Source organism: Flavobacterium sp. B330r (assembly GCF_056824325.1).
On sequence record NZ_CP124860.1, the window covers coordinates 2257630 to 2271280 of the forward strand.

Annotated in this window: 17 protein-coding genes; 3 read left to right on the forward strand and 14 right to left on the reverse strand. The window is 32.6% G+C overall.

The genetic code is table 11. The annotated features are described in order from the left end of the window. The first annotated feature begins 269 nt into the window (after positions 1 to 269). Positions 270 to 872, forward strand: coding sequence for a DUF937 domain-containing protein (locus QLQ95_RS10265; RefSeq protein WP_095928173.1), 603 nt, complete (start codon positions 270 to 272; stop codon positions 870 to 872). A gap of 64 nt (positions 873 to 936) precedes the next feature. On the opposite strand, the gene QLQ95_RS10270 is transcribed toward QLQ95_RS10265, so the two are convergent. The 7 genes from QLQ95_RS10270 to QLQ95_RS10300 form a co-directional block, all read right to left on the reverse strand. Continuing rightward, positions 937 to 1845 carry a pseudouridine synthase gene (locus QLQ95_RS10270; protein WP_095928172.1) on the reverse strand — a complete coding sequence of 303 codons (909 nt, stop codon included), beginning with the start codon at positions 1843 to 1845 and terminating at the stop codon, positions 937 to 939. A 323-nt stretch (positions 1846 to 2168) separates the two neighbouring features. Next, positions 2169 to 3125, reverse strand: a complete 957-nt coding sequence (locus tag QLQ95_RS10275) for a geranylgeranylglycerol-phosphate geranylgeranyltransferase (RefSeq protein WP_320493472.1) — start codon at positions 3123 to 3125, stop codon at positions 2169 to 2171. A gap of 62 nt (positions 3126 to 3187) precedes the next feature. Next, positions 3188 to 3778, reverse strand: a complete 591-nt coding sequence (locus QLQ95_RS10280) for a DUF502 domain-containing protein (protein WP_482503685.1) — start codon at positions 3776 to 3778, stop codon at positions 3188 to 3190. A gap of 77 nt (positions 3779 to 3855) precedes the next feature. Further along, positions 3856 to 4794, reverse strand: a complete 939-nt coding sequence (locus QLQ95_RS10285) for a mevalonate kinase family protein (RefSeq protein ID WP_250834341.1) — start codon at positions 4792 to 4794, stop codon at positions 3856 to 3858. A gap of 3 nt (positions 4795 to 4797) precedes the next feature. Continuing rightward, entirely contained in the window at positions 4798 to 5103 is a 306-nt protein-coding gene (locus QLQ95_RS10290) for a type II toxin-antitoxin system RelE/ParE family toxin (RefSeq protein WP_341850033.1), read from the reverse strand. A gap of 3 nt (positions 5104 to 5106) precedes the next feature. After that, on the reverse strand, positions 5107 to 5325 hold the full coding sequence (locus QLQ95_RS10295) for a hypothetical protein (RefSeq protein ID WP_320493471.1): 219 nt from the start codon (positions 5323 to 5325) through the stop codon (positions 5107 to 5109). 30 nt (positions 5326 to 5355) lie between these two features. Further along, positions 5356 to 6456: a diphosphomevalonate decarboxylase gene (locus QLQ95_RS10300; RefSeq protein WP_482503688.1), complete on the reverse strand. Its 1101-nt coding sequence runs from the start codon at positions 6454 to 6456 to the stop codon at positions 5356 to 5358. A 109-nt stretch (positions 6457 to 6565) separates the two neighbouring features. Here QLQ95_RS10300 and QLQ95_RS10305 point away from each other — a divergent pair, with 109 nt between their 5' ends. Together QLQ95_RS10305 and QLQ95_RS10310 are read left to right on the forward strand one after the other, a co-directional pair. Continuing rightward, positions 6566 to 7042 carry a TspO/MBR family protein gene (locus QLQ95_RS10305; RefSeq protein ID WP_482503690.1) on the forward strand — a complete coding sequence of 159 codons (477 nt, stop codon included), beginning with the start codon at positions 6566 to 6568 and terminating at the stop codon, positions 7040 to 7042. A 53-nt stretch (positions 7043 to 7095) separates the two neighbouring features. Further along, on the forward strand, positions 7096 to 8076 hold the full coding sequence (locus tag QLQ95_RS10310) for a tetratricopeptide repeat protein (protein WP_482503692.1): 981 nt from the start codon (positions 7096 to 7098) through the stop codon (positions 8074 to 8076). Here the strand turns inward: QLQ95_RS10310 and QLQ95_RS10315 are convergent. The 7 genes from QLQ95_RS10315 to QLQ95_RS10345 form a co-directional block, all read right to left on the reverse strand. Next, on the reverse strand, positions 8060 to 8782 hold the full coding sequence (locus QLQ95_RS10315; RefSeq protein ID WP_482503693.1) for a hypothetical protein: 723 nt from the start codon (positions 8780 to 8782) through the stop codon (positions 8060 to 8062). The two genes, QLQ95_RS10310 and QLQ95_RS10315, sit on opposite strands and share 17 nt — an antisense overlap. Before the next feature lie 11 nt (positions 8783 to 8793). Continuing rightward, positions 8794 to 9549, reverse strand: a complete 756-nt coding sequence (locus QLQ95_RS10320) for a hypothetical protein (protein WP_482503695.1) — start codon at positions 9547 to 9549, stop codon at positions 8794 to 8796. Between the two features lie 82 nt (positions 9550 to 9631). Continuing rightward, a complete protein-coding gene (locus QLQ95_RS10325; RefSeq protein WP_482503697.1) occupies positions 9632 to 10300 on the reverse strand; it encodes an MBL fold metallo-hydrolase in 669 nt (222 codons plus the stop codon). A 61-nt stretch (positions 10301 to 10361) separates the two neighbouring features. Beyond that, positions 10362 to 10934, reverse strand: a complete 573-nt coding sequence (locus QLQ95_RS10330; RefSeq protein WP_482503699.1) for a Crp/Fnr family transcriptional regulator — start codon at positions 10932 to 10934, stop codon at positions 10362 to 10364. 3 nt (positions 10935 to 10937) lie between these two features. Continuing rightward, positions 10938 to 11585 (reverse strand): HAD family hydrolase, encoded by a 648-nt coding sequence (locus tag QLQ95_RS10335; RefSeq protein WP_482503701.1) that lies wholly within the window; start codon positions 11583 to 11585, stop codon positions 10938 to 10940. A gap of 6 nt (positions 11586 to 11591) precedes the next feature. After that, entirely contained in the window at positions 11592 to 12800 is a 1209-nt protein-coding gene (locus QLQ95_RS10340; protein WP_482503703.1) for a BaiN/RdsA family NAD(P)/FAD-dependent oxidoreductase, read from the reverse strand. A 113-nt stretch (positions 12801 to 12913) separates the two neighbouring features. Next, positions 12914 to 13591 carry a glycerophosphodiester phosphodiesterase gene (locus QLQ95_RS10345; protein ID WP_482503705.1) on the reverse strand — a complete coding sequence of 226 codons (678 nt, stop codon included), beginning with the start codon at positions 13589 to 13591 and terminating at the stop codon, positions 12914 to 12916. Between the last annotated feature and the right edge of the window lie 60 nt (positions 13592 to 13651).

Genomic DNA, 13651 nt, shown 5'->3' on the forward strand with positions numbered 1-13651 from the left:
TAACAATTTCAGCTTTTTAGCGTTGCTAGCAAAAATAAACATCAAACTTTTCTTAACTTTTTTTCTTTTGTATTTGACAACGAAAGGGTTGTGTTTGCTAGTGTTAAGACGTTTTTAGTGTTAAGAACTGGTTATTAAGAAGGTAAATTTTTAACTTAATTTTTGGAAATGTTAAAATTTTTTATATTTTTATCTCGATAAACGATAAAAAGCCTCATTTTATCGATTATTTTAAATCAGTATAAATAATTATTTTTTAAGTTATGAGTATGACCCCAAACCTACAAATTGAACTTAGACGCTTTATTTCTTCTAATGTTGTCTCCAAGTTAAACAAGTTTTATTTTGAGAATGATGCACTTTTAATAAAGGGAATAGACGTCTCGATCGGTACAATTTTAATGGGACTCTACAACAAAGCCGAAGAATCTGATTTTTATTCTGAAATCGTTTCATTAATCCAAGAAGATTCTACTTTTTACCAAGAAATAGACTTTAATGCAGGCAGAATTTTATCAGTCGACGACTGTTACCGCATAGAAGGAAATGCTTTACTGAAAGAATTATTCTCCAACAAAAAAGGCAGAATTTCAGAAATGGTTTCAAACGAAGTTGGTATCAAAAGCGAAACAGCCAGAGAAATACTTAACTTTTCAGCATTACTTGTAATGTCTTATTTAAGATACAATCTTCAATTAATAGAAAGTTTAAAACTCCTTTTAGAAGACCAAAAAAGAGATATTTTAAACAGCATTCCTCCCGGAATTAAAATCATCCTAGGTTTTTCATCTTACGAAACTGTAGAAGATAAAAACCAATCTATCGGAAGATCTATTTTTACCCTTTTCGGACATAATTTCTTTAGTTTTTAAAAATAAAAAATCCCATTTTCTAGAAGAAAACAGGATTCATTTATGACTTAAATTTGAAAAATGCTTATGTGTTTTTCAAATTGATAACTTCTTGATCGGTCAAAAAGCGCCAGTTTCCACGAGGAAGATTCTTTTTGGTTAATCCAGCAAACGAAACACGGTCAATACGCAATACATTGTATTCGAAAGATTCAAAAATTGAACGCACCACTTTTACGTTAGCAGTACGCAGTTTAAGACCAACTTCGCTTTTTGGTTCATTATCAATATAGCTTACTTCTTCAACAAAAACGCGGTGTCCGTCAAGAACTAAACCTTTGCTGATTTTTTCTAAATCTTCAAATTTTAAGTTTTTGTCTAAAGAAACCTGATAGATTTTAGACGATTTCTGGTTTGGCAATGTAAACTTACGAATCATATCAGTATCGTTTGTAAACAATAATAAACCAGTTGTATTCTTGTCCATTCTTCCTACAGCAGCAATTTTTGCATTTGTAGCGCCACGAACAAGTTCTAGAACGTTACGATATTCTTGACCTTCGTCAAAAGCAGTCGTAAAGTTTTTAGGCTTATTTAATAAAATATATTCTTTCTTTTCAGGAGTCAATGTAACACCGTCAAAGTTTACAACATCATTTAGTTTTACCAAATAACCCATTTCAGTAACTACAGTACCGTTAACTTTAACGTTTCCAGACTGAATATAAATGTCGGCGTCACGACGAGAGCAAACACCAGAATTAGAGATGTATTTGTTTAGACGAATTTCATCTGAAGCCTTTTGTCTCTTTGCTGGCTGATTTTGTTTTCTCAATTTTTCAGCAGCAGCTTCCTGAGCAGCTTTAACTTCAGGTTTTACTTTTTTAGGCCCTTGCGCGCGCTTAGCCATAGGAGGTTTTGGCTTGTTAGAGTTTGGTCGTGAGCTATTTGGTCTCGATCCGCCTCTTTTATTGTTGCCTTCCTTGTTGTTCATAGAATCATTAATTTGTGCAAAGATAGTTTTTTCCTGCTAATAAATCTTAAGTTCAATGTTCTTAGATTAATAGCGCTTTATTTTAAGAGGTTTAGGAGCAATACAATTGGCTTTTTTTTGAGGCATGGTTTCCCGCTTTCCGTTTCAATTTTTTATTTTTTAAAGAAAAAAATAAAAAGATTTCCACTATAATCGGGGCTAAAAAACAATCAATTGGCTTCTTTTAAAGAGTGTTATTTCACAGAGATTCGCAAAGTTTGCACAGAGCCACACAAAGAAAAAAATCTGCTAAATCTGCCAGATCTGCGGGATATTAAAAAGCTTTAGTAATTAGAAATCAATTCACGACCATGCCATAAGACGCTCGGGTTAATCAGAACAATACAGCAAACGCCAGATACAATCAGGAACTTAAGAACATTATGGAGTCTTAAATATTGTTCTTTAGAGTCCGATTTCCATAAATAAATCAAGAAGAAAAGAAGAACTCCAAAACACACATAAAAATAAATGTCCATATAGCCTACATCATAAATGTTAACCAAAACGTAAACAGGTAAAATGGTAGACAAAGTCAAAACCGTGATAATTTGCTTAGAAATTTTTTCTCCATATAAAACTGGAATTGTTCTATAGTCGCTTACTAAATCGCCTTTCAGGTTTTCTAAATCTTTTATCATTTCGCGAATCAATAAAAGCAGAAACAAGAAAACCGCATGTGCCGAAATCACCACAAAATGACTCATATGATTCTCAATTTCTTCAAACGAAATCTTATTATAGAAATATAAAAGAATGGCAAAAAAAGGTGTTACAGCAAGCAAAGCAGACATTAAATTTCCAATAATGGGATATTTTTTAATTTTATGAGAATAAAACCAAATCATAAAAATATAACCTGAAAAGAACAAAAAAGCTCTCCAGGAAACAATAAAAGCCATTAGAACGGCAAGAAAATTCAAACTGAAATAAACGTTCAATTTAGTTTTCTGACTAACCAAACGATCCAGCATCGATTTATTCGGACGATTAATCAAATCCTTCTGACTGTCGTAAAAATTATTGATGATATATCCTGAAGCGATTGTAATAGCCGAAGCAAAAACAATTAAAAACAAGTGAAAATCAAGCAAAATATCCAATGCTCTAATTTCTGGCGCCAATATAAAAATTGCTGATAAATACTGGGCTAAAACGATGATTGGAATATTGTAACCTCGAACTACAGAGAACAGACTAACAATTTTCATTACTAAAAGTTTTTGTTGTCTGCTTAACATAGATGATATAGTGGAGTTGATTTGATGTAGGGAAGTTAAAGTATATTTTTTGATTCTGAAAACTAGAGCTTGTTTTTTAACAATTCTTCAGATCCGTAACCTAATTTTCGAATGCAGGCCAAAGCTTGTTTTTGCGTAATATCGATTTCTGTAATATCTTTTTTATCTACAAAAACCACCGACCCGCTCCAAGGGTTTGGAGCATCTGGTATAAAAACTGTAGATTTCTCATCACTGATTTGTTCTATTAAAAAAGCAAATTGTAAACCAGCATCAGTAGGAACTAATATTACTTTTAAATCGTCTTTAGATTCTAAACCCAATATGTTTTCATTTATGCTTTTCATAAATGAATAACCGGGAACAAAACTTAAAATTCCTTCTTCTAATTTCTGAACCAATTTTTCTGCCGCTGCAGTTCTTGCCAATAATCCAGCAACCAGACAGATTAGAATTATGATTAATAATCCAACAAGTTCTTGAATTGCAAGTCCTAAAACGCTTACTTTTGGTAAAGCACTTACTAACGGAAGTGTTGTTTTTTGTACAATACCATATCCTTTTTCCAAAACAATTAATAGTACAACTAAAGGCACTAAAAAAAGAATTCCTCCTAAAAAAGTTGCTTTGATAATCTTTAAAATACTTTTCATAGGCAATAATTTTTTAAGATTAAATGTTAGGAAAGGGTATTCAATAAATCACAACAATATTTTTAAGAGGTTTAACTTTAAAATTGATAAACTACTTCTAATTTATAGTCTTTTAAGGATGCTTTGGCTCTTTCTAGATCTTCGGTAAAACCAAGGATATAACCGCCTCCTCCAGAACCGCAAAGTTTTAGGTAATAATCGTTAGAATCAATTCCGTGTTGCCAGATTCCGTGAAATTGTTCAGGAATCATTGGTTTAAAATGATTTAAGACAACTTTAGAAAGTTTTTTAGTATTGGTAAACAAAGATGTCATATCGCCATGCAGGAAGTTTTCTACGCAGGCATCTGTATATTTCACAAACTGATTTTTAAGCATAGCACGGAAACCTTTATCTTTTAGGTTTTCCATAAAAATACTTACCATTGGAGCAGTTTCTCCAACAATTCCTGAGTCTAACAAAAATACAGCACCTTTTCCGTCAAAACTTTGAGTCGGAATTCCAGTTGCTTCAATATTGTCTTTCGAATTGATCAGGATTGGGATGCTCAAATAGCTATTTAAAGGATCTAAACCAGAACTTTTTCCGTGGAAAAAGCTTTCCATTTGAGAAAATATATTTTTTAAGTGTAATAATTTTTCGCGAGTCAGATTTTCCAGAACAGTGATTTTGTTGGTAGCATATTTATCGTAAATAGCTGCTACAAGTGCACCGCTGCTCCCAACGCCATATCCCTGCGGAATACTAGAATCGAAATACATTCCAGTTTCAACATCATTTTTTAAAGCTTCTAAATCAAAAGTAACCAATTCAGGCTGTTGCGTATGTAGCACTTCAAGATAAGAAGCAAAACTTCTTAAGCTTTTGTTTGATGAAATGGCTTCTTCTGTAGGCTCTTCAGATTTTTTTAAAGCGCCGTTGTAAAAGTTATAAGGAATAGAAAGTCCTTTAGAGTCGCGGATAATTCCGTATTCTCCAAAGAGTAATATTTTTGAGTAAAATAGTGGTCCTTTCATGATTTATTTTATGTCTTTCTTTATTTTATTTGGGTTTTGTCTAGTGTCGAAAATGTTGTGAATCCTGATTTCGTTTGCACTAAAACTATATAATAGGCTCGATTGCTTTGTTATAACACATTTTCGATATTTTTTATTCACAGCTGATTTTGGAAAAATCTCAGGATTCATAATTATTATTGAAACTGCTTTCTGCAATTTTATAGTAAATATCTCTCTCGATTTCTTAGACCATCTTGCTTCAATAAAATCTAAAAGTGAAGCTAAATTTTTTTCAGCAGTTTTAGAAATGTTTATTCTAACATCCACTACTTATTTATATTTTTTCATGACCTCTTCAAAACTTGTAAATTCACCTCTCTCAAATTCTAATTCACTTTGAGCGATGTCTTCTTTTTGCTGATCTGTCAAATCGTCCCACCAATCTTTTTTATTCGTTCTAAGCAATTTAGCAACAGCCATAATGATTTCTGGATCATTTGTCTCTTTCAGCATATCAATCGCTTCGCGTTTTTCTAATTGAATGTCCATAATCAAAAATTTAACTAAAGATACGCAAAATTATAATGCAATCGCGCCACTTCCAATTTTGTCGCAAATGTATTGACTATTCTGACAAAATACAACTAATTCGTCCTGAATAAATTGAAGTACTTTTTCGCTAACGTTTTCGGGATAAAGTACGTGCACATTTGCTCCAGCATCTAGCGTAAAACAAACTGGAATTTGTGTTTCATTTCTAAATTTCCAGATTGCATTTATGATCTGTAGCGTGTTTGGTTTCATCAAAATAAAGTACGGCATAGAGGTCATCATCATGGCGTGTAATGTCAATGCTTCACTTTCTACCACTTTAATGAATTCGTCTAAGTTTCCACTTTCAAAAATGGAAATTAATTTATCCAGATTTTCATGTGCTTGCGCAAAACGTCTTTCAGCATACGGATGGTTGTGCATTAAATCGTGCCCAACTGTGCTCGAAACTTGTTTCTCGCCTTTGTCAACCAATAAAATAGTATCTTGATAATTCTTGAAATTTTCATGAATAGCATATGGAAATTCAACACCAAATAAATCTGTACTTCCTTCAATATTTTCCTGATTTCCCCAAACTACCACATTTCCTTTCACACTTCTGCAAGCGCTTCCAGAACCTAATCGAGCTAGAAATGAAGCTTTTTGATAGAAATAATCATCGGTCATTTCGGGATTCAATTTTCTCTCCAAACTCATAAAATTCATTGCCAAAGCCGCCATTCCAGAAGCCGAAGAAGCAATTCCTGAACTATGAGGGAAAGTATTTTGAGTGTCAATTGTAAAATGATATTCTTTCAAAAACGGCAGATAAACTTCAACTCTTTCTAAAAACTTCTGAATTTTTGGTTTAAAGTCTTCTTTTGGTTTTCCTTCAAAAAGTAAATCAAAAGAAAAACCATTTGTTTCGCTGAGCGAAGTAGAAGCGTCTCTTTTTTCAAAACCTAATTTTGTAATTGTTTTACAGTTATTTAAAGTAAAACTAACAGAAGGATTTGCTGGAATCTGGTTGTCTTTTTTCCCCCAGTATTTCACTAATGCAATGTTGCTTGGAGCGCTCCATTCAAAGTTTCCGTTTTCGATTGCTGAAGTATATGAATTTGGTATAAAATCGGCTGCTGTTAACATGAATTGTAAAATTTTGGCAAAGATAGTTTTTTCGCCCTAAAGGGATAATTTTTTATCTATATGGTTTAAACTTTTCTTTTGACTATTTTTGAATTCAAAATTTGATGTCATGAATAAGTTTGTAAAAATCGCTATAGCTTTAGTAATTTGTTTAACGGTTGGATATTCTGCCAGTTTAGTAACAAGACCAAGTATTGAGACTTGGTATGTAACGTTGGAAAAACCAGTTTTTAATCCGCCGAATTGGATTTTTATGCCAGTTTGGACAGTTCTTTACATATTTATGGCAATTGCAGCAGCATTGGTTTGGAACCAAATAAAAGAAAACACTGAGGAAGTTAAAAAAGCACTGCTTTTCTTCATCATTCAATTGATTTTAAATGCCATTTGGTCTTATTTATTCTTCGGATTAAAAAACCCGATGTTGGCTTTAGTCGAAATCGTGCTTTTATGGCTGATGATTTATGAAACGTATTTGAAATTTATCAAAATCAATAAAACTTCAGGTTATTTATTGATTCCCTATTTAGCTTGGGTTGGATTTGCTACAGTTTTGAATGCTAGTATTTGGTGGCTGAATAAGTAGTTTTTTGTTTCAAGTTTTTCTTTGTTTCCGGTTTAATCAAGACGTATTGCTTTATGAATAGATTCAAGGTTTTTGTTATTGCTTTAGTTTTAATTTCCTTTAAAGCGTTCGCTTGTTTGAATGGTGAAACGAAAATTCTAAAAAATGGAGCTTATGCTTATGAAGATTATGATGGAATTAATCCTCAAGGGCACAATTTTTTCGAAGGAGATTTTCCAAGATTGATAATTGAACTTGACAGCTTATATAAGAAGACCAAAGATCTAGATTATTTGTCTGATAAAGGATATCTTTTAATTGTTTTGAGGAAATATGATGAAGCTTTAAAATTATATCTGAACATTGAAAAAATTAAACCCAATAGATATTCGACAGCATCTAATTTAGGGACACTTTATGAATTAATGGGCGAAAACCAAAAAGCCTATAATTGGATTAAAAAGTCTATTGCTATAAATCCCAAATCCCATAAAGGATCAGAATGGCTTCACTTGAAAATATTAGAAGCAAAAATCAAGAACCTAAAAGATGTTTCTGGTCAGTTTCTAATTAATACAAATTTTGGAACGTCACATGAGCCTAAAACAAAATTGTCTCAAAAAGAGATTGATGAATTGGCACAATCGATTTATTTTCAGGTAAATGAAAGAATGTCATTTATAGAGCCAAAAGATAAAATCATTTCAATTCTACTCTTTGAACTTGGAAATCTTGCAGAATTATTAGGAAAAAATAGCAGTGCGCTTGAGACTTACAGGACTGCCAGAAAATATGGTTATGAGGGAGATTTAATTGTAGAAAGAATGATTAATAGTTCCCAGAACGAAATTAACTATTATAGTGAAAGAGCTCAAATTTATGGTTCTCAACTTCGGGCTTTAAGAGAAAGCAAAGGGAACATATATTCAGGTTATATATCTCAAATTGAAATAATTATTGTTATCCTTTCGGGAATAATACTAATTTTATTAATTGCTTTTGTTGCATTTTTTATAAAATGGAAGAAGCTGAAAAAGCCTATTTCAGCTTCTTAAATTCCTCATTTTTAGCATATAGAAAGTCTAACAATTCCAAATCATTTGATTTTTCTAAAAGTGTTTTAGATTTCGAATCGGCATTACAAAAGTTTAAGAAAATTTCTTTTTCTTCGGGTTTTATTTTCAAATTCTTCATAAAAAAATCCGGAGGACAAGTAGCGATGACGAGTTTCTTAAAACGGTCATCACGTGGCTCAATTTTTTTCTTCGGTTTATCAAAAATAGGGTAACTGAAATCTAATCCATTTTTGATCCTCCCGTCATAAACTGTCACTTTTGAAGTGACTTCGTCAAATTTCTTTCGAATTATAATCTTATTTATTTCTTCTTTATCATTTGCGATTTTTTTAATTTCAGCTTTATTAAAAACGGATCTAGAAACTGTAACATTCTCCAATTCTTCAGCTTTTGGAGTCATTTCGACAATGAGATAGTTTTTTTCTAGATCTTTTGCGGTTAGTTTCAATCTTGTAAATAAGTAATTATTGGAAAAAAACAATATACTGTCTTGCTCTTTCACTAAAATTGAAAATTCTCCAAATTCATTTGTTCTCGTGCTGGTTTTGGCTGTTTTATTAATGACTTCTACATTTTGAAGCGCATTTTCCCGAGAAATAACCTTTCCGTGAAGTAGTTTTTCTGTCTGCGAAATACTAAGCTGATAAGTAAGAAAAGAAATTGTAGTGAGTAATTCAACTTTCATTTACGGATTTTTTAGTTTTTAATTCCAGTATTCAATTTTTTAAACTCTTCATTTTTAGCATATAAAAAATCCATTGTATAAAGTAAATTTTTCTGTTTTAGAATAATTTCAGATTGCGGATCGGCTGCGCAAAATTCTAGGAAAAGAGCTTTTTCATCAGGATTTAATTTTAGATCTTTTGTAAAAAAATCTAAAGGACAAGTTGCTTCGGCGAATGTTTTGAAATCCAATTCAGGAGTTTTCTTTTTAGGTTTTTTGTTGCCACTATCTTCTTTTTTAAACAAACTAAAAAGGCCTGCTCCCATAGCGCCAAAATTCATTCCGTTTGCAATAGTACCGTCATAAACGCCAGTATATTTTCGTAAATCTTGCGAAGATCTCATTAATGCAATCGAATCCGAAACTTCTTGAGTAGGACCAACATGAGGAAATTTTATAGTTGTAATTAAGACTTCATCGAGTTCTTCAGGTTTCAAAATCATATTGACAGCCAGGTTATTTTGATCTATGTTTTCCTGAGAAATTTTAAATCTTTTAAAGAAATAGTCTTTGGAGTAAAAAAGAAGGCTGTCTTGTGGACGGACTAAAATTGAAAACTCGCCTAGCTCATTTGTTCTGGTACTAATTCGAGCTGTTTTGTTAATCACCTCTACTTTATTAAGCGGAATGTTTTGCGAAAAAACTTTTCCGTTTAATACTTTTTCCGTTTGAGAAACGCTGAGCTGATAAGTGAAAATAGAAATTGTAGTAAGTAATTTTACTCTCATATAGGATTAATTAGTTGAGAGTAAAATTATTAGAATTGTCTTAATGAAAACTTACGGAATATGTAAATTCTTGTTAATAAAATTATCGCATGTTTTGAATAAATTTTTCCAGTTCTCCATTATTAAATAAAACTGGTCCGTGACCAAAACACAATATTTTAGGTTGTAATGATGCCAATTTGAGAATCGATTTTCTATTGGTTTCTTTATTAGCAGTAAATAAATGGGGAGGTTCATGCAAACCGACTTTTGTAGTGAGAAGATTCATATTGGTCATCACATCGCCTACAATTAAAACGCCATCCTTTTCTCTGAAAAAAGAGATATGTCCGCTTGAATGTCCAGGAGTTTCAATAACCGTGAATCCGCCGATCTGATCTCCTTCTTTTAAAGTTTCAGAAACGGGATGTCCTTTTCCTGCCCAAAAGTTTTTCTGAAATTTAGAAATGATATGATTCGGATTTGGGTATTCTGTAATTACATTTCCGTTTTCAGCAAATGCTTTTTCAGGTTCACTGCATAAAAGGGGAATATTAAAGGTTTCGCAGATTATTTTACTGCTTCCCTGATGATCGGCGTGAGCGTGCGTCAAGGCGTGTTTTGTAATGGATTTATCTTTAATTGCTTTTACTATTTTACTGGAAGAAGTTCGAATTCCGGCATCGATTAAAACATCTTCAATTACGTAACAATTAATGGCGTTGCGCGGAAATAAAGGAATCTGGTAAACTTCTTTGGCAATATTCTTCATCTTTTTCAAATTTTATTTTGACAAAGATTCGAATTCAGATTCTTAATCCACTTGATAAATGTTAAGAAATGTCCTGACGGATTCTGCTCAAAGATTCTGGAGTAATTCCGAGAAAGGAAGCGATATAAATTAAAGGCGTTCGCTGAATTATTTTGGCTGGAGCCGATGCCAAAAAAGTCTGGTATTTTTCTTTTGCCGGAATCATTTGCAGTTTTAAAACGCGATCAGCCATACAAAGGTAATTCTGCTCGGCGAGAATTCTTCCAACACGTTCCCAATTCGGAATTTCGTTATACAGAAACTGCATTTTTTCGAAAGTAATCGAAAGAACTTCGCAATCTTCAATACACTGAATATTTTCAAAAGAAACGGATTGATTTATAAAACTGGAATATGAAGCGATAAAACCCTCATCACAACTTAAATAAGTCGTAATTTCTTTTCCGTCTTTTAAATAATAAACCCGCGCTAGACCTTCGACAACAAAAAAGATTTTATTGCTGATTTTTCCCATTGAAGAAAGAGATTCTTTAGCGGTAAACCTTTCATATTCAAAACAAGAATCTATCTTTTCGATTTCTTTTTCAGAAAACGAAGCGATTGATAGTATTTGTTTTTGTAATTCAGCATTCACGATTTACAATATTTCGATTAACTCCGAAGCATTATTAATAACCGCTTTTGCACCGCTAGATTTCAATTCATCTGCTGTTCTGTAGCCCCAAGTTACTCCCACAGGAAACATATTAGCATTTATAGCCGTTTTCATGTCAATATCAGAATCTCCGACAAAAAGAATTTCTTCGGGTTTTAAATTCCATTTTTTACTGATTTCAATCGCTTCAAACGGATTTGGTTTTTTTAGTTCTTCTGTGCTTAAACCAATAGCTGTGTCGAATTGTTTTGGAAATAATTCATAAGCTATTTTCTTTGTCAATTCATCTGCTTTGTTAGAGAAAACTGCCATTTTGATGTTTTGAGAAGTCAGATTTTCTAACAATTCTACAATGCCTTCATAAGGTTTTGTTTTCAGCGTACAGATTTTAGTGTATTCATCGACCATACATTCAAAACAACTTTCGATTTCATCATCAGAATTGTTTGTAGCAGGTAAAGCTTTACTTACTAGATTTCGTAAACCGCTCCCAATAAAATATTGATATGTTCCGTAAGTATGTGTAGGATAATTTAAAGCGGTAAGCACTTTGTTCATCGCATCTGAGATGTCTTCTAAAGAATTGACTAATGTGCCGTCTAAATCGAAAATAATTCCTTTAAATTTCATTTTGTATTAAATATTTTGAGCCAGAATAAACCCGCTTGTCCAGGCATTCTGAAAATTAAATCCTCCCGTTATGGCGTCGATATTTACAATTTCGCCAGCAAAATAAAGATTTTCGTGAATTTTACTTTCCATGGTTTTGAAATTGATTTCTTTTAAATCAATACCGCCTGCCGTTACAAATTCTTCTTTAAAAGTGCTTTTTCCGTTTACTTTAAATTCGGCTTTTGTTAATTGTGAAGTTAGATTCTGCAATTGAATTTTAGATAAATCGGCCCATTTGGTTTCAACTTCAATTCCCGAAGCCAAAACTAAACTTTCCCATAAACGATTCGGAAAGTCAAATGGAGATTTTTTTGAAACTGCTTTTTTAGCGTGTTCCTGTTTTAAGTCTTTTAGGATTTTTTCGGCATCTTCAAAATCAACATCATTTAGCCAATTAACGAAAATGGTAAACTGATAATTTTTATCGTGTAAAATACGAGCGCCCCAAGCCGAAAGTTTAAGAATTGCGGGGCCGCTCATTCCCCAATGTGTGATTAACAAAGGTCCTGTAGATTCTAATTTAGTATCTTTTACATTTACGGTAACTTGTGCCGCAACGCCTGGCAGTTCTTTAATTCTAGAATCTTTGATGTTGAAAGTAAATAGGGAAGGAACGGGACTTACAACAGCGTGTCCGTGTTCCTGAAGCATTTCCCAAATTTTTGGGTTGCTTCCGGTTGCCATTACTAATTTTTCGGCAGCATAATTGTCGCTTTGTGTGTCTATTTTCCAATGGTTTTCTTTTTTGAAAATAGATTGAACGCTTTGTCCTGTCAAAACTTTTATACCTAGTTTTTCGGTTGCTTTTAGGAAACAATCAATAATGGTTTGTGACGAATTAGAAACAGGAAACATTCTGCCATCTTCTTCAATTTTTAATTCTACGCCGTGTTTTTCAAACCATTCAATGGTATCTCCAGAACAAAATTGATGAAAAGGCCCGCGAAGTTCTTTTTCGCCTCGGGGATAAAATTTTACCAATTCGTTGGGTTCAAAACAGGCGTGCGTAACGTTACATCGTCCGCCACCAGAAACGCGGACTTTAGAAAGTACTTCTTTTCCTCTTTCTAAAATAGCAATTTTTAGTTTCGGATTTTTCTCTGCAATATTAATCGCGGTAAAAAAACCTGCAGCGCCTCCGCCAACGATGATTATGTCGAAATTTTTGATCATGCTTTTTTTGTTAGCCAAGAATTCACGAATTATTTTTTGATAATCTTTGACAATAAAAATTCGTGAATTGTTTCACCTATTCGCTATCGCTCGAGTCGTGGCTATTTTAAACTTTATATTTTATCTGGATTATCAGAGATAATTCCGTTTACTTTATAATTTTTTACTTTTTGAATGTCTTCTTCTGAGTTTACTGTCCATGGTAAAACTAAGAATCCTTTTTCCTGAATTTGTCGAACATTTTCTTCATTCAATAAATTAAAATCAGGATTTATGGCTTTTGCTTTTATTTTTTCGGCGAAAGCCAAAGCAGTATTTATATCTTCTTCAGTTAAAACACCAATTGGGATATTTGAATTTAAAGTTGAAGTTTCCTCCAGCATATTCCAATCAAAACTTGAAATGATAAAATGCTCGTATTTCCAGTCTTTTTCTAAGATATATTCTTCAATTAATGGAACAACTCTAGAGGCAGTTCCTAAACCTTTTAATTCGATATTGATGAAGCATTTTTTGTCAACCAAATCAAAAACCTCGTTTAGAGTTGAAATTTGGTATTTACCATCAATTAAAAAAGATTTCAATTCAGCTAAAGTAAAATCATTTACAAGACCTTTTCCATCGGTGGTTCTGTCTATGGTTTCGTCATGAATTACGATAACATGTCCGTCAGCGCTTAGATGAACATCTAGTTCAATTCCGTCAGAATTTAAGTCTAAGGCCTTTTGAAAAGCTTGTAAAGTATTTTCAGGTTCGTAGGCTTTGGCGCCTCGATGTGCAATTTTGAGCATTTTGCAATGTTTTTTTCTAACCGCAAAGGTCGCAAAGTTTTACGCAATCCCGATAGCTAT